Below are 17,278 nucleotides of genomic sequence, written 5' to 3'. Positions count from 1 at the left end.
ACCTCTTTACGTTAGCTAACGGTTAACCGTTCTGATTGATGACGGCATCAACTACGCTGGATGGCGCCTCTTCGTAATTCGCAAACTCCATGGTGTAGCTTGCGCGTCCCTGGGTCTGAGAACGCAGATCGGTCGCATAACCGAACATCTCAGCCAACGGAACCGTGGCGCGAATGACCTTGCCAGAAGAGGAGTCATCCATGCCCTGCACAAGGCCACGTCGGCGGTTGAGGTCACCCATCACATCACCCATGAAATCTTCAGGGGTAACGACTTCGACCTTCATCACCGGCTCGAGCAACACGGCCTTAGCCTTACGAGCACCTTCTTTGATCGCCATGGAAGAGGCGACCTTGAACGCAGTCTCGTTGGAGTCCACGTCATGGTAGGAACCATCGAACAGCGTCACCTTGACGTCGATCATCGGGTAACCCGCGATCACGCCGTTCTTGAGCTGTTCGTAAGCCCCTTTTTCGACGGCCGGCACGTACTCTTTCGGTACCGCACCACCGACGATGGCGGACGCGAACTTGAAGGTCATCTCCTCGTCCTCGCCCTTGTCTTCGGCCGTCAGCGGCTCGATGCGCAACCAGACGTGACCATATTGGCCGCGACCGCCTGACTGACGAACGAACTTGCCTTCCTGCTCCACCGACTGGCGAATCGTCTCACGGTAAGCCACCTGCGGCTTGCCGATGTTGGCTTCGACCTTGAACTCGCGACGCATACGATCGACGAGGATGTCGAGGTGCAACTCGCCCATGCCCGAGATGATGGTCTGACCGGTCTCTTCGTCAGTCTGGACACGGAAAGACGGATCTTCCTGCGCCAACTTGCCAAGAGCCACACCCATCTTCTCCTGGTCAGGCTTGGACTTCGGCTCGACGGCGACGGAGATAACCGGCTCCGGAAACTCCATGCGCTCGAGAACGATCTTGTCGTTCAGGTCGCACAGCGTGTCGCCGGTCGTGACGTCTTTCAAGCCGATACACGCCGCGATGTCGCCAGCGTAGACTTCCTTGATCTCTTCACGCGAGTTGGCATGCATCTGAACGATACGGCCGACACGTTCCTTCTTCGACTTCACCGAGTTGAAGATGCTGTCGCCGGACTTCAGGACGCCCGAGTAGACGCGCATGAACGTCAGGGTACCCACGAACGGATCGGTTGCGATCTTGAACGCCAACGCCGAGAACGGCGCGCTGTCGTCAGCTTCACGAGTCGCGACGGTGCCGTCCTTGTCGTCGAGCTCACCTTCGATGGCCTTGACCTCGGTCGGCGACGGCAAGTACTCGATGACGCAATCCAGGACGGCCTGAACACCCTTGTTCTTGAATGCCGAACCACAGGTCACGAGAACGATCTCGTTGGCCAGGGTACGCGCACGCAGACCCGCCTTGATTTCCACCTCGGAGAGCTCTACCCCTTCGAGGTATTTGTCCATCAGCTCTTCGTTGGCTTCAGCTGCCGCTTCGACCATCTGCTCACGGTACTTCTCGGCAGTTTCCTGCAGGTCGGCCGGGATGTCGACCAACTCGTAGTTCATACCGAAGTTGTCTTCGTCCCAGAGGATGGCCTTCATCTTGATGAGATCGACCACGCCCTTGAATTCGTCTTCCGCGCCCCAGTTGATCTGGATCGGAACGACGTTGGCGCCCAGGCGATCCTTGAGCTGGTCGATGACCATGAAGTAATCGGCGCCGGCACGGTCCATCTTGTTGACGAACACCATGCGCGGGACTTCGTACTTGTTGGCCTGACGCCAGACGGTCTCGGTCTGCGGCTGCACACCGGACGAGCCGCACAGCACGACGACCGCACCATCCAGTACGCGCAATGAACGCTCGACTTCGATCGTGAAGTCGACGTGTCCCGGCGTATCGATGATGTTGATACGGTGCTCGTCGAACTGCTTGCTCATGCCCTGCCAGAAGCAGGTGGTGGCAGCAGAGGTGATCGTGATGCCACGTTCCTGCTCCTGCTCCATCCAGTCCATGACGGCAGCGCCTTCATGAACCTCACCGACCTTGTGGGACAGGCCGGTATAGAACAGGACACGCTCGGTAGTCGTAGTCTTACCAGCGTCGACGTGGGCAACGATACCGATATTGCGATAACGCTTGAGTGGTGTCTTTCGTGCCACGATGGAAGTCCCCGTTGATTAGAAGCGGTAGTGGGAGAAGGCCTTGTTGGCATCTGCCATGCGGTGCACGTCTTCACGCTTCTTCACAGCAGAACCCTTGCCTTCGGCGGCGTCCAGCATTTCGCCGGCAAGACGTTGAACCATGGTCTTTTCACCGCGGCTACGGGCCGCATCGGCCAGCCAACGCATGGCCAGTGCCTGACGGCGTGACGGACGAACTTCCACCGGCACCTGGTAAGTCGCGCCGCCAACACGGCGAGATTTGACCTCGACCATCGGCTGAATCGCTTCCAGCGCTTTGTCAAAGATGTCCAGCGGCGCCTCGCTACTACGCTCGGCAACCCTGTCCAACGCACCATAGACGATGCGCTCAGCTACGGACTTCTTGCCGCTGATCATCAGATGGTTCATAAACTTGGCCAGGCGCTCGCTTCCGAATTTGGGATCGGGAAGGATCTCGCGCTTAGCGGCGACTCTTCTTCTTGGCATGATAAGCCCTCTCGTTAAGGGTCGTTCAGGTAAACCCGGCATGCGCTCGCCAACTGGCGAAAGCGGCCGACCTTACTCTTATCTGACCGATGATAAATGGTAGAAGCGTCCGAACTCAGGACTTGGGACGCTTGGTGCCGTATTTGGAACGGCCTTGTCGACGATTCTGAACACCGGAAGTGTCGAGGGCGCCGCGGACGGTGTGATAACGCACACCCGGCAAATCCTTGACGCGGCCGCCACGAATCAGGACCACAGAGTGTTCCTGCAGGTTGTGGCCTTCACCGCCGATGTAAGAACTGACTTCAAAACCGTTGGTCAGACGCACACGACACACCTTACGCAGCGCCGAGTTCGGCTTCTTGGGCGTAGTGGTGTAGACGCGGGTACAGACCCCACGGCGTTGCGGGCAGGCCTGCAGCGCCGGCACGTCGCTTGTCTCGACGGGGCGCTTGCGCGGCTTGCGCACGAGCTGGTTGATCGTTGCCATAGTCTTTAGCTGACTCCAATGGGTTGCCTTGCCTCATGCCGGGGCCGATGTGCATGGACCTTTGCGTAGGCCGGTTGCACCTCCCCTGCATAAAGGCTGCGCATTCTAATCAGTTGTCATGAGACCCGTCAAGACCGCTCGCCCGTAGGCGAGCGGTCCCAGGTCATGACTTAGAGATCGTCGTCATCGGCATCGAGCGCGGTGAGCTGAGCACCCAGCTCCTGCTCGACATCGAACGCCGACGGCTGCAGCGTGCGCCCGGATTCCTCGCGCTTGCGACGCCGCTCGTCGTGGTGAGCCAGACCCGTACCCGCCGGAATCAGACGCCCCACCACCACGTTTTCCTTCAGGCCGCGCAGATAATCGCGCTTGCCGGTTACCGCAGCCTCGGTCAAGACCCGTGTCGTCTCCTGGAACGATGCCGCGGAGATGAACGACTCGGTCGCCAACGAGGCCTTGGTGATACCCAGCAGCAGACGCTCGTACTTGGCCGGGAACTTCTCTGTCGTCTCGAGGCGCGCGTTCTCTTCGAGGACACGTACCAGCTCGACCTGATCGCCGGGAATGAAGGTAGAGTCGCCGGAATCGGTGATCTCGACCTTGCGCAGCATCTGACGCACGATGACTTCGATGTGCTTGTCGTTGATGCTGACGCCCTGCAGGCGGTAGACGTCCTGAATTTCGACGGTGATGTACTTGGCCAGCTCCGCCACGCCCAGCAGACGAAGAATGTCATGCGGGTTGCTCGGACCATCGGAGATGACCTCGCCCTTCTCGACCGTCTCGCCTTCGAACACCCCGATCTGACGCCATTTCGGGATCAGCATCTCCAACGGATCACCTTCTTTCGGCGTGATCGTCAGACGACGCTTGCCCTTGGTCTCCTTGCCGAAGCTGATCGTACCGTTGATCTCGGCGAGGATGGACGGCTCTTTCGGCTTACGCGCCTCGAACAGGTCGGCGACACGCGGCAGACCACCGGTGATGTCCTTGTTACCGGACGCTTCCAGCGGAATACGCGCAATCACCTCACCCACGCCAATCTCGGTACCGTTCTCCGCGGCGACGATAGCGCGACCCGGCAGCAGATACTGTACCGGCGTGTTGGAACCCGGCAGCGTCACGTGCTCGCCGTCTTCCCCCACCAGCATGATCATCGGACGCTTGTCGCGACCGGAGGCCGGGCGAGCTGCGGCCTCGATCACCTCGATGTTAGACAGGCCGGTCATTTCATCGACCGTGCGCGTCATGGTCAGACCTTCGGTCATGTCCGTGAACTGCGCCTTGCCATGCACCTCGGCGACGACCGGGTGAGTGTGCGGATCCCACTTGGCGACGATCTGACCACCTTCGACATGGTCGCCGTCCTTGACCGACAGCTCGGCGCCGTAGGGCAGCTTGTAGTACTCACGCTCGCGACCGTGATCGTCGGCCACCGCCATTGCGCTGGAACGAGATACCACGATCAGTTTGCCATCGGCGCGCTCGACCGACTTGATGTTGTGCAGGCGCACGCTACCGCCATGCTTGACCTGAACACTATCGACCGCTGAAGCACGTGACGCCGCACCACCGATGTGGAATGTACGCATGGTCAACTGGGTACCCGGCTCACCGATGGACTGGGCAGCAATGACGCCGACCGCTTCACCGATGTTGACCTGGTGCCCGCGGGCCAGATCGCGGCCGTAGCAGGACGAGCAGACGCCGTGAGACGTCTCGCAGCTGATCGGGCTGCGCACGATGATCTCGTCGACACCCATGGTGTCGAGCTCTTCGCACCAGGCTTCGTCGAGCAATGTGCCGCGAGCGATCAACACGTCTTCGGTCTGCGGGTCGATGACGTCCTGCGCCACGACCCGGCCCAGCACACGCTGTGCCAGTGACACGATGACGTCGCCGCCTTCGATCACCGGATGCAGGGTCAGCCCCCGGTCGGTGCCGCAGTCGACTTCGGTGATCACCAGATCCTGTGCCACGTCGACCAGACGACGGGTCAGATAACCAGAGTTGGCGGTCTTGAGTGCCGTATCCGCCAGACCCTTACGCGCGCCATGGGTCGAAATGAAGTACTGGAGTACGTTCAGACCTTCACGGAAGTTGGCAGTGATCGGCGTCTCGATGATCGAGCCGTCCGGCTTGGCCATCAGGCCACGCATACCGGCCAGCTGACGAATCTGAGCCGCACTACCCCGGGCACCGGAATCGGCCATGATGAAGACGCTGTTGAACGAATCCTGTTCGACTTCGTTACCGTCTCGATCGGTCACCGTCTCTTTCGAGATCACGGCCATCATCGCCTTGGCCACCTTGTCGTTGGCCTTGGACCAGATATCGATGACCTTGTTGTACTTCTCGCCCGCGGTCACCAGACCGGAGGAGAACTGGTCTTCGATTTCCTTGACCTCGTCCTCGGCCGCATCGACGATCTCGGCCTTGGCATCCGGGATGACGAAATCGTTGACGCCGATGGAGGCGCCAGACCAGGTTGCCAGGCGGAAGCCGGTGTACATCAACTGGTCGGCAAAGATGACCGCGTCCTTGAGACCGGTACGCCGGTAGACCTCGTTGATCAGCCCGGAGATCGCTTTCTTCTTCATCGGACGGTCGACGAGCTCGAACGGCATCCCCTTCGGCAGGATGCGGAACAGCAACGCACGGCCGACGGTAGTGTCCTTGATCGACGTGGTCTCGGTCAGTTCGGTGACCTCGCCATCCTTCTCGTCGGACAGCCACTCGGTCAGACGCACCTTGACCCGAGCATGCATCGAGACATTGTGAGTTGCGAAAGCGCGATCCAGCTCGTTGAGGTTGGCAAATGCCTTGCCTTCGCCCTTGGCGTTGATGCGTTCGCGCGTCATGTAATAGAGGCCGAGCACGACGTCCTGGGACGGCACGATGATCGGCTCGCCGTTGGCCGGCGACAGCACGTTGTTGGTCGACATCATCAGCGCGCGCGCTTCGAGCTGGGATTCCAGCGTCAAAGGCACGTGAACGGCCATCTGGTCACCGTCGAAGTCGGCGTTGTAGGCCGCACAGACCAGCGGGTGCAGCTGGATAGCCTTGCCCTCGATCAGCAGCGGCTCGAACGCCTGGATGCCGAGACGATGCAGCGTCGGTGCACGGTTGAGCAGGACCGGATGCTCGCGGATGACGTCGGCGAGAATGTCCCACACTTCCGGCAGCTCGCGCTCGACCATCTTCTTGGCGGCCTTGATCGTGGACGCCTGCCCGCTGCCTTGCAGCTTGGAGTAGATGAACGGCTTGAACAGCTCAAGCGCCATCTTCTTGGGCAGACCACACTGATGCAGGCGCAGGGTCGGACCGACGGTGATGACGGAACGGCCGGAGTAATCGACGCGCTTGCCCAGCAGGTTCTGACGGAAACGCCCCTGCTTGCCCTTGATCATGTCGGCGAGCGACTTCAACGGACGCTTGTTGGAGCCCGTGATGGCACGGCCGCGACGACCGTTGTCGAGCAGCGCATCGACCGATTCCTGCAACATGCGCTTCTCGTTGCGCACGATGATGTCCGGCGCATTGAGGTCGAGCAGTCGCTTCAGGCGATTGTTGCGGTTGATCACGCGACGGTACAGATCATTGAGATCCGAAGTCGCGAAGCGGCCACCGTCCAGCGGGACCAGCGGACGCAGATCCGGCGGCAGAACCGGCAGCACTTCCATGACCATCCAGGCCGGCGCATTGCCGGACTTGTAGAAGGCTTCCAGCAGCTTGAGGCGCTTGGAAAGCTTCTTGATCTTGGTCTCGGAGTTGGTCTGCGGAATCTCTTCACGCAGGCGATCGATCTCTTCTTCCAGATCGATGTCCTTGAGCAACGCCTGAACGGCTTCGGCGCCCATGCGCGCATCGAAGTCGTCGCCGAACTCTTCCAGCGCCTCGAAATACTGCTCGTCGTTGAGCAGTTGACCGCGCTCGAGCGTGGTCATGCCCGGATCGATCACGACAAACGATTCGAAGTAGAGCACGCGCTCGATGTCGCGCAGGGTCATGTCCAGGAACATGCCGATGCGTGACGGCAGCGATTTCAGAAACCAGATGTGCGCGACCGGCGAGGCCAGCTCGATGTGGCCCATGCGCTCGCGGCGAACCGCTGCCTTGGTCACTTCGACGCCGCACTTCTCGCAGATGATGCCGCGATGCTTCATGCGCTTGTACTTGCCGCACAGGCACTCGTAATCCTTGACCGGCCCGAAGATCTTGGCGCAGAAAAGCCCGTCGCGTTCAGGCTTGAACGTACGGTAGTTGATGGTCTCCGGCTTCTTGACTTCGCCGTATGACCAGGAGCGAATCATTTCCGGCGACGCGAGCGTAATCTTGATCGCCTCGAACTCGTCAGATTGCGCCTGTGACTTGAGGACTTTCACCAAATCTTTCATGGGATCGCTCCGTTGCGGAGTTGTCATGAGCGGGGCCGCGAATCACTCGCTCGCCCCGCAAACCGTCGCTATCGATCGACTGTGCCGGTCTTAGCTTTCCAATTCGATATCGATACCCAGCGAGCGGATTTCCTTCACCAGCACATTGAAGGATTCCGGCATACCGGCCTGCATGGTGTGGTCGCCGTCCACGATGCTCTTGTACATCTTGGTACGACCTTCGACATCATCCGACTTGACGGTGAGCATTTCCTGCAGGGTGTAGGCGGCGCCATACGCCTCGAGCGCCCACACTTCCATCTCACCGAAACGCTGTCCACCGAACTGCGCCTTACCACCCAGAGGCTGCTGCGTGACCAGCGAGTAAGAACCGGTGGAACGCGCATGCATCTTGTCGTCGACCAGGTGGTTGAGCTTCAACATGTACATGTAGCCCACGGTCACCGGACGATCGAACGACTCACCGGTACGCCCGTCGTACAGCGTCATCTGGCCGGAATCCGGCAGATCGGCAAGCTTCAGCAGGTGCTTGATCTCGTGCTCCTTGGCACCGTCGAAAACCGGTGTCGCAATCGGCACGCCACCGCGCAGGTTCTTGGCCAAGGTGATGATTTCGTCATCGGTCAGGGAGTCGATATCCTCCTGACGCGCGCCCTCGGTGTTGTAGACCTGCTTGAGGAAATCGCGGATCTCACCGACCTGCTGTTCGCGGGCATCGCGCAACATGCGGTCGATCTTGACGCCGAGACCATGAGCCGCCATGCCCAGGTGGGTCTCGAGAATCTGACCGACGTTCATGCGTGACGGTACACCCAACGGATTGAGCACGACGTCGACCGGCTGGCCGTTGTCATCGAACGGCATATCCTCGATCGGCATGATCGCGGAGATGACACCCTTGTTACCGTGACGGCCGGCCATCTTGTCGCCCGGCTGGATGCGACGCTTGACCGCCAAATAGACCTTGACGATCTTGAGCACGCCCGGCGCCAGATCATCACCCTGGGTCAACTTGCGCTTCTTGTCTTCGAAACGCTCGTCCATCTCCTTGCGGCGATTTTCCAGCTGTTCATCGGCCTGGGCCAGCAGCTCGTTGAGGGTCTCGTTCTGCATGCGCAGCTTGAACCACTGCTGACGCGGCAGCTCATCGAGATACTCCCCGCTCAGCACATCGCCTTTCTTCAGCGACGGGCCGCCGTGGACCGCCTCGCCTTCCAGCGTGCGCTGGAGGCGCTCGAACGTGGCGTCTTCGGCGATACGATAGGTTTCCTGAAGATCCTTGCGCACTTCGTCGAGCTGTTGCTGCTCGATGGAAAGCGCACGCGAATCCTTCTCGACGCCGTCGCGAGTGAAGACCTGCACGTCGATGACGGTACCGCGCATGCCGGTCGGTGCACGCAGCGAGGTGTCCTTAACGTCTGACGCCTTCTCGCCGAAGATCGCACGCAGGAGCTTTTCCTCCGGCGTCAACTGGGTCTCGCCCTTGGGCGTGACCTTGCCGACCAGAATGTCGCCGGCGCCGACTTCGGCACCGATATAGACGACGCCTGCCTCATCCAGCTTGCCCAGTGCCGACTCACCGACGTTGGGGATATCGGAAGAGATCTCCTCCGCACCCAGCTTGGTGTCGCGAGAGACACAGGTCAGTTCCTGGATATGGATCGTGGTGAAACGATCGTCCTCGACCACACGCTCGGAAACGAGGATGGAATCCTCGAAGTTGTAGCCGTTCCACGGCATGAACGCGAGACGCATGTTCTGGCCCAAGGCCAGGTCACCCATATCGACGGACGGGCCGTCGGCCAGAATATCGCCACGCGAGACGACATCACCCGGGCGCACGATCGGGCGCTGGTTCTGGCAGGTGTTCTGGTTGGAACGCACATACTTGGTCAGGTTGTAGATATCGACACCCGCTTCACCGCCGATGATCTCGTCTTCCTGGACACGAACCACGACGCGCTTGGCATCGACGGAGTCGATCACGCCGCCACGACGAGCCACGGCGCAGACACCGGAGTCACGGGCGACGAAACGCTCCATGCCGGTACCCACGAGCGGCTTGTCGGCACGCAGAGTCGGTACTGCCTGACGCTGCATGTTCGAGCCCATCAGGGCACGGTTGGCGTCATCATGCTCGAGGAACGGAATCAACGCGGCAGCCACGGAGACTACCTGACGCGGAGACACGTCCATCAGGGTGACCTTGTCCGGCGCCATGAAGGTGGTTTCACCCTTGTGGCGAACCTGGACCAGGTCGTCGATCAGCTTGTTGCCCTCGTCGACCGTCGCCGAGGCCTGGGCGATGATGAAGTCACCTTCCTCGATTGCCGACAGGTGCACGATCTCGTCGGTCAACTGACGATCCACGACCTTGCGATACGGCGTCTCGAGGAAACCGTAGCTGTTGGTCTTGGAATAGGTCGCCAGCGAGTTGATCAGACCAATGTTCGGACCTTCCGGCGTTTCGATCGGACATAGACGGCCGTAGTGAGTGGCGTGAACGTCACGCACTTCGAAACCGGCACGTTCGCGGGTCAAGCCACCCGGCCCAAGCGCGGAGACACGACGCTTGTGCGTCACCTCGGAGAGCGGGTTGTTCTGGTCCATGAACTGGGACAGCTGCGAAGAACCGAAGAACTCTTTGACTGCCGCTGCCACCGGCTTGGCGTTGATCAGATCCTGCGGCATCAGGCCTTCGCTCTCCGCCATGGAGAGACGTTCCTTGACCGCACGCTCGACGCGCACCAGACCCACGCGGAACTGATTCTCGGCCATCTCGCCGACACAACGAATGCGGCGGTTGCCCAGGTGATCGATATCGTCGACTTCACCGAAGCCGTTACGGATGCTGATCAGCTCTTTCAGGACATCGAGAATGTCCTGATTGTCGAGTACGCCGGACCCGGTATCGCCTTCACGACGCAGACGGCGATTGAACTTCATCCGGCCAACGCCCGACAGGTCGTAGCGGTCTTCGCTGAAGAACAGATTGTGGAACAACGTCTCGGCCGCTTCCTTGGTCGGCGGCTCGCCGGGACGCATCATGCGGTAGATCTCGACCAGCGCTTCCAGACCGGAACGCGTGGTGTCCACCTTCAAGGTATCGGAGATGAACGAGCCGGCGTCGAGATCGTTGGTATAGAGTGTTTCCAGCTGAGTGACACCACCCTGCCCCAGCTTCTCCAGCAGTTCCGGCGTCAGTTCAGTGTTGCACTCGCAGATCAGCTCGCCAGTCTTGGCGTCGACCTGATCCTTGGCCAGCGTCTTGCCGAACAGGTAGTCCATCGGCACCTGAAGACGCTCTAGCCCGGCTTTTTCAAGTTGGCGAATATGCTTCTGGGTAACACGACGACCTTCCTCGACGATGACGTTACCGTCGCCGTCCTTGATTTCGAAAGTCGCGGTCTCACCACGCAGGCGAGACGGCACCAGCTCGACGAAAATACCGTCGTTTTCGATATGGAAAGTGCTGGTCTCAAAAAAGGTCTCGAGGATCTGCTCGGCATTCATGCCGAGCGCGCGCATCAAGACAGTGGCCGGCAATTTGCGGCGACGGTCGATACGTACGAAGACGTTGTCTTTCGGATCGAACTCGAAATCCAGCCAGGAGCCGCGGTAAGGAATGATACGCGCGGAATAGAGCAGCTTGCCGGAAGAGTGGCTCTTGCCCTTGTCGTGATCGAAGAACACGCCCGGCGAGCGATGGAGCTGGGAGACGATGACGCGCTCGGTACCGTTGACGACGAAGGTACCGTTTTCGGTCATCAGGGGGATTTCCCCCATGTAGACTTCCTGCTCCTTGATGTCCTTGATGGCCTTGTTCGACGACTCTTTGTCGTAGATGATCAGGCGCACCTTGACGCGCAGCGGTGCCGAATAGGTCACCCCGCGAAGCTGGCACTCCTTGACGTCGAAGCCCGGTGTGCCAAAGCGATAACTGACATACTCGAGCGCCGCATTGCCTGAAAAACTCTCGATCGGAAATACGGACTTGAAAGCCGCATTGAGACCGGTCTCGAGACGCTCTTCCGGCGCCCGGTCCTGCTGGAGAAAGTCGTAATAGGAATCAAGCTGGATGGCCAGCAGGTAGGGCACATCCATTACTTGAGGCAGTTTGCCGAAATCCTTGCGGATGCGTTTTTTCTCAGTATATGAGTAAGCCATCTGTATTCCCCAGCTTGTTCACCATGGGTGACCGGTGCGTGTTCGGCGCTCCCTAACGCGGGCTGCCCCCGTTAGGCGCTGACGGCAAGCCTCCCGAATGAGGGAGCTCGCCGTCGGAATTCGTCTAGTGGCTACAATCCTGACTGAGGGGCGAACCCTCGATCAGGCGTACTAACGCCAGGCTAGCAAAAACAGAAAAAGGCCGGCAGCGGGCATGCCCGCCGCCAGCCGTGGCGCTTACACAGCGCGTGAAGCCGTGAGCACGGAGTTACTTGAGCTCCACAGAAGCGCCAGCTTCTTCCAGCTTCTTCTTGGCTTCTTCAGCGTCGTCCTTGGACAGGCCTTCCTTGATAGTCGCCGGCGCGCCGTCGACGGCACCCTTGGCTTCTTTCAGGCCCAGACCAGTGATCTCGCGAACGACCTTGATGACGTTGACTTTCTTGTCACCGGCAGCGGTCAGAACCAGGGAGAACTCAGTCTGTTCTTCGGCTTCCGCCGCGTCACCGCCACCCGGGCCAGCGACGACAGCAGCAGCAGCAGAAACGCCGAACTTCTCTTCCATTGCAGAAACCAGCTCTGCAACTTCCATCACGGACATTTCGGCAACAGCGTTGATGATGTCTTCTTGAGAAAGTGCCATGTTTCAGATTCCTAAACTTTGCGGAGCCCCAGCCGGCGTCGGCCAAGTGCTCGTTGATTCAATAGTCGACTCAGTCTGCGCGAGCAGGCCACCTATCAGGCGGCTTCTTCCTGCTTTTGATCGCGAACAGCTGCAAGAGTACGAACCAGCTTGCCGGCAGAAGCTTCCTTCATGACGGACATCAGCTTGGCGATCGCTTCATCGTAAGTCGGCAGCGTGGCCAGACGGTCGATATCAGCAGCCGGGATCATCTCCCCTTCGTAAGCCAGCGCCTTGACTTCAAATTCCTTCTGCGACTTGCCAAACTCCTTGAACAGCCGCGCCGCAGCGCCGGGATGTTCGTAGGAGAAGGCCAGCAGCGTGGGGCCTGAGAAAGTCTCGTTCAGGCACTCCCATGAAGTCCCTGACAGCGCACGACGTGCCAGCGTGTTGCGAACAACACGAATCTGGACGCCATTCTCGCGAGCCTGTTTGCGCAGATCGGTCATTGCGCTAACGGTCACACCACGAGAATCGGCAACTACGACGGAAAGAGCGTCCTTAGCGGCTTCACTGACCTCGGCAACAATTGCTTTCTTGCCTTCGAGTGCTAGTGGCACAGTGGTTACTCCTTCGTGCCGGGGCGACAATGTCGCGACCCGGTGGTTACCATCTCTTCCACCTTGCTTCAGTGGAAGTCTTGGACGATGGCTGCACACCTCAATCGGCGAGCAACACCATCTGCGCAGGCATCCCTTGAGGACGAACCCCAGGAAGATTAAGCCGGCCCCATGGCCAACACCTGCGGTCTTTGACGGTGCCCCGCCCCACTCCTTCGAACCAGCGCCTGGGCTGTTACGAAGGTGCACGGGGACCGCAAAGTCATTGCCTGGTTGTTGCCGATCAAGCGAAAGCGCTGTGATCGACGGTCAGACCCGGGCCCATGGTGCTGGACAGGGTCAGTTTCTTGAGATAAATGCCTTTGGAAGTACTCGGCTTGAGGCGCTTGAGGTCACTGACCAGCGCTTCGAGATTGCCCTTGAGTGCTTCTGCCGGGAAATCCACCTTACCGATAGAGGCATGGATGATACCGTTCTTATCAGTACGGAAACGGACCTGACCCGCCTTGGCGTTCTTGACCGCGGTTGCCACGTCAGGCGTCACGGTGCCGACTTTCGGGTTCGGCATCAGGCCTCGCGGACCCAGAATCTGACCCAACTGACCGACCACGCGCATGGCGTCCGGAGCCGCAACGACAACATCGAAGTTCATGTTGCCTTTTTTGACGTCATCGGCCAGGTCTTCCATGCCAACGATATCGGCACCGGCTTCCTTGGCGGCGTCTGCTGCAGCGCCTTGGGCGAATACCGCAACGCGAACATCGCGGCCCGTGCCGTTCGGCAACACGGTAGCGCCACGCACGACCTGATCGGATTTACGCGGGTCAACGCCCAAGTTGATAGAGACCTCAACAGCCTCCTTGAACTTGACGGTAGACACTTCGGACAGCAGCGCGACGGCTTCTTCCAGCGAATAAACTTTACCCGGCTCGACCTTCTCGCGAATCATCTGAGCGCGCTTTGTCAATTTTGCCATGATCAGAGACCCTCCACGTTGAGGCCCATGCTGCGGGCGCTGCCAGCAATGGTACGAACGGCGGCGTCGAGATCGGCAGCCGTCAGATCCGGCTCTTTGGTCTTGGCAATCTCTTCGAGCTGCTCACGCGTCACGGTACCGACCTTGGTCTTGTTCGGCACGCCAGAACCGGATTTGATACCGGCGGCTTTCTTCAGCAGCACGGCTGCCGGCGGCGTCTTGGTGACGAAGGTAAAGCTGCGATCGCTGTAAACCGTGATCACGACCGGCGTCGGCAGGCCCGGCTCGATCTCTTGAGTCGCGGCATTGAACGACTTGCAGAATTCCATGATGTTGACGCCGTGCTGACCCAGCGCCGGGCCTACGGGCGGACTCGGATTGGCCTTACCGGCTGCAACTTGCAGCTTGATGTAGGCCTGAACTTTCTTAGCCATGCTTTACTCCCATCGGGTACGAACGCCTCGCGGCTCCCCGGTTTGGTCGGCGTATTGCCAACGTTAACATCGCGACGACTCTAGACATCGCGGTGACTCAATTCTCGACGACGCTCAGTCCTTGACGACCTGGACGAACTCCAGCTCGACCGGCGTCGAACGCCCGAAGATCAGCACACTGACCTGCAAGCGACTCTTTTCGTAATTGACTTCTTCCACTACACCGTTGAAATCGGCGAACGGGCCGTCGACGACTCGAACGGCCTCGCCTGGCTCGAAGAGAGTCTTGGGGCGGGGCTTGTCGGTACCATCCTGAACCCGACGCAAGATCGCATCGGCTTCCTTCTGGGTGATCGCGGCTGGCTTTTCGGGTGTCCCGCCGATGAACCCCATCACGCGGGGGGTTTCTTTGACCAGGTGCCAAGTCTGTTCGTTCATTTCCATCTCGACCAGCACATAGCCGGGATAGAACTTGCGCTCGCTTTTGCGACGCTTGCCGTCACGCATTTCGACGACTTCTTCGGTCGGAACCAAGATGTCACCAAACTGATCTTCGACACCGTATAGCTTGACGCGCTCGAGCAAAGAGCGCATCACCTGCTTTTCAAAGCCGGAATAAGCGTGAACGACATACCAACGCTTGGACATGAAAACTCCTAGCCAATGATTCCGGACATCGCCCAACCGAGGACGGTATCGATAAGCCACAGCAACAGACCCACCACCAGAACGGCCGCCAACACGATCAGCGTCGTTTGAATGGTTTCTTGTCGAGTCGGCCAGACGACGCGCTGAATTTCACGCTTGGATCCACGCGCGAGCTCCATCAACGCCTGCCCTTTCGCTGTGGTCAAGGCGATGGCAGCAGCAATACCGCAGAGAACGACGACGCCCAGCACGCGATACAGCAGAGCCTGATCCGCAAACCAGGCGTTACCGCCAACCGCGACTGCCAGCAGCAACACCACGACGATCCACTTGGGGGTATCGTAGCGTGGCTCCTGCACCTCGGCGTTGTGCTTCATGAAAACTCCTCAACTCAAGGCGCGATAACCGAACAAGACAAGATATCAACTACAAGCCAGCCTGGGGAAGACTGGCAGGCCAGGAGGGAATCGAACCCCCAACCTGCGGTTTTGGAGACCGCTGCTCTGCCAATTGAGCTACTGGCCTGCAACTACACATCCGAGAAACACCCGGAAATTAGGAGGGCGCTATGATAGCGAAGAGATACCGGAAAAACAATGCCATCCCGGATTTTTCTTTTACCACCAAAAAAGCGAGCCAACGCTCGCTTTTCACGCATCAGACTCGATGACTGAAAATGGAGCTCATGGACGGAATTGAACCGTCGACCTCACCCTTACCAAGGGTGTGCTCTACCCCTGAGCTACATGAGCCAAATCATCATCAACATCGATGGAGCGGGTAGTGGGAATCGAACCCACACCATCAGCTTGGAAGGCTGAGGTTCTACCATTGAACTATACCCGCCTACCCGCTCTGACTCCGGCTTGCCGAGACAGACCGGCAAAACTCTTTACGAAAATCTGGTGGAGAGGGAAGGATTCGAACCTTCGAAGCTTTCGCGGCAGATTTACAGTCTGCTCCCTTTGGCCACTCGGGAACCTCTCCGTACCGGCGGCAGATTCTACACTGCCACACATTGATGTCAAGCCTCTGTTTTTACTGCACTAACAGAACTTCAAACCAATGGCCTTGCGCTCAAAGCGGGGCGCATTGTTTCAAAGCAGGCCGGCAAATGCAAGCATGAAAACAGCATTTCCGACACGCCAGGGCGAGACATCTTCATTCGCGCTCCCGCCAGTATGGCCTTTATGCCGGACGAATACTGATTTCGCCACCTGTCAATGCTCGCTCGCCGCTTTCGGTCTCCACTCTCAGATTACCGTTCTCGTCGACGTCGCTCGCCTTGGCGGCATAAGAAATACTACCTTGATGAATACGAACAGTTCGCCCGGCGTAAGCGTGCCTGGCATTCCATCGATCCCGCCAGGCACTGAAGCCGTGCTGTTCGAACAGAGGCAGCATGATCAGCAGGGATTCGATCAAAGAAGCTGCCAACGCGTTGCGGGAAGGGTGCTCGACGGCCTCCGAGAGCGCTGCGACCGGCTGACCGGCGGCATGACGAACGGCATCATCGAGAGAGACATTCACGCCAATCCCAATGACCACCTCGCAGGGTCCGTCGACATCTCCCGTCACCTCTAGCAGAATGCCTGCGAGTTTACGCCAGTCGCCTTCGACCGCAAGTAGCACGTCATTAGGCCACTTCAGCGCGATTTCGCCGCCCAGGGTCTCGATAACCTCAGCCAGAACTACGCCAACGGCGAGACTCAAGCCCTCGAGAGCGACCACTCCAGCCTCGAAGCGCCAGCCCAGAGAGAGGATGAGACTTCCGCCCCAGCTGGTGCTCCAGATCTTGCCTCGTCGGCCTCGCCCTGCTGTCTGGCTTTCGGCCAAGCACACCTCTCCGTGCCCCGCACCGTGGCGGAAACGGTCGCGCAGGAAGGTATTGGTGGAGTCGAGCACATCCTCGACGTAAAGACGCTTGAGGTGATGCCGGGACCCAGCGGAGAGCCGGGAGACGATATCGGCCCCATCCAGGGACTCCAGCGAATTGACCAGCCGATAACCACGCCCCTTAACCGCCTCAAGGGGCAGGCCCATCGCTTCCAGCTTCTTGAGCTGCTTCCAGACAGCCGTACGCGTTACCCCCAGGTGCTGGCCCAACTGTTGACCGGAGTGGTAATTGCCGTCGCCGAGCAAACGAATCAAGTCACCGATACTCATCTAGGAACGCCTGCCAATAAAAGCCACATTCTAGCGAAATTCCTTCTTCCTCGATAACTTCGCGGCTACCGCACCGCTCGGCGACCAGTACCGCCACATCCTAGCTCGACGTTGCGGCTTTTCCATCGC

The 17,278-nt window shown here is 59.2% G+C and carries 12 protein-coding genes and 4 tRNA genes; all 16 read right to left on the bottom strand.

What is annotated here, in order from left to right:
* Positions 1-22: 22 nt before the first annotated feature.
* Complete coding sequence (gene fusA / locus DOM27_RS00080) at positions 23-2,143, bottom strand: elongation factor G (protein ID WP_110654058.1); 2,121 nt, start codon at positions 2,141-2,143, stop codon at positions 23-25.
* Between the two features lie 18 nt (positions 2,144-2,161).
* Positions 2,162-2,632 (bottom strand): 30S ribosomal protein S7, encoded by a 471-nt coding sequence (gene rpsG / locus DOM27_RS00075; RefSeq protein WP_110654057.1) that lies wholly within the window; start codon positions 2,630-2,632, stop codon positions 2,162-2,164.
* Positions 2,633-2,747: 115 nt separating this feature from the next.
* The gene (rpsL, locus tag DOM27_RS00070) at positions 2,748-3,122 is read right to left on the bottom strand and encodes a 30S ribosomal protein S12 (RefSeq protein ID WP_075571396.1); all 375 of its coding nucleotides are present in this window, start codon (positions 3,120-3,122) and stop codon (positions 2,748-2,750) included.
* A 170-nt stretch (positions 3,123-3,292) separates the two neighbouring features.
* Positions 3,293-7,519: a DNA-directed RNA polymerase subunit beta' gene (gene rpoC, locus DOM27_RS00065; protein WP_110654056.1), complete on the bottom strand. Its 4,227-nt coding sequence runs from the start codon at positions 7,517-7,519 to the stop codon at positions 3,293-3,295.
* A gap of 90 nt (positions 7,520-7,609) precedes the next feature.
* Positions 7,610-11,686 carry a DNA-directed RNA polymerase subunit beta gene (rpoB, locus tag DOM27_RS00060; RefSeq protein ID WP_110654055.1) on the bottom strand — a complete coding sequence of 1,359 codons (4,077 nt, stop codon included), beginning with the start codon at positions 11,684-11,686 and terminating at the stop codon, positions 7,610-7,612.
* 268 nt (positions 11,687-11,954) lie between these two features.
* A complete protein-coding gene (rplL, locus tag DOM27_RS00055) occupies positions 11,955-12,326 on the bottom strand; it encodes a 50S ribosomal protein L7/L12 (RefSeq protein WP_110654054.1) in 372 nt (123 codons plus the stop codon).
* A gap of 95 nt (positions 12,327-12,421) precedes the next feature.
* Entirely contained in the window at positions 12,422-12,925 is a 504-nt protein-coding gene (gene rplJ, locus DOM27_RS00050) for a 50S ribosomal protein L10 (RefSeq protein WP_110654053.1), read from the bottom strand.
* 283 nt (positions 12,926-13,208) lie between these two features.
* A complete protein-coding gene (gene rplA, locus DOM27_RS00045) occupies positions 13,209-13,901 on the bottom strand; it encodes a 50S ribosomal protein L1 (protein WP_110654052.1) in 693 nt (230 codons plus the stop codon).
* 2 nt (positions 13,902-13,903) lie between these two features.
* On the bottom strand, positions 13,904-14,335 hold the full coding sequence (gene rplK, locus DOM27_RS00040) for a 50S ribosomal protein L11 (protein ID WP_110654051.1): 432 nt from the start codon (positions 14,333-14,335) through the stop codon (positions 13,904-13,906).
* Positions 14,336-14,449: 114 nt separating this feature from the next.
* Positions 14,450-14,983 carry a transcription termination/antitermination protein NusG gene (gene nusG / locus DOM27_RS00035; RefSeq protein ID WP_110654050.1) on the bottom strand — a complete coding sequence of 178 codons (534 nt, stop codon included), beginning with the start codon at positions 14,981-14,983 and terminating at the stop codon, positions 14,450-14,452.
* 8 nt (positions 14,984-14,991) lie between these two features.
* A complete protein-coding gene (gene secE, locus DOM27_RS00030; RefSeq protein ID WP_110654049.1) occupies positions 14,992-15,360 on the bottom strand; it encodes a preprotein translocase subunit SecE in 369 nt (122 codons plus the stop codon).
* Between the two features lie 72 nt (positions 15,361-15,432).
* Positions 15,433-15,508: transfer RNA gene (locus DOM27_RS00025), tRNA-Trp, on the bottom strand.
* 152 nt (positions 15,509-15,660) lie between these two features.
* Positions 15,661-15,735 (bottom strand) — tRNA-Thr (locus tag DOM27_RS00020).
* Between the two features lie 20 nt (positions 15,736-15,755).
* Positions 15,756-15,829, bottom strand: a tRNA-Gly gene (locus tag DOM27_RS00015).
* A 57-nt stretch (positions 15,830-15,886) separates the two neighbouring features.
* Positions 15,887-15,970: transfer RNA gene (locus DOM27_RS00010), tRNA-Tyr, on the bottom strand.
* A 201-nt stretch (positions 15,971-16,171) separates the two neighbouring features.
* The gene (locus tag DOM27_RS00005) at positions 16,172-17,149 is read right to left on the bottom strand and encodes a biotin--[acetyl-CoA-carboxylase] ligase (protein ID WP_110654048.1); all 978 of its coding nucleotides are present in this window, start codon (positions 17,147-17,149) and stop codon (positions 16,172-16,174) included.
* Positions 17,150-17,278: the final 129 nt, after the last annotated feature.

This window comes from Salinicola halimionae, from assembly GCF_003206065.1.
GTDB lineage: Bacteria > Pseudomonadota > Gammaproteobacteria > Pseudomonadales > Halomonadaceae > Salinicola > Salinicola halimionae.
This window is presented reverse-complemented; position numbering and strand designations above follow the sequence as displayed.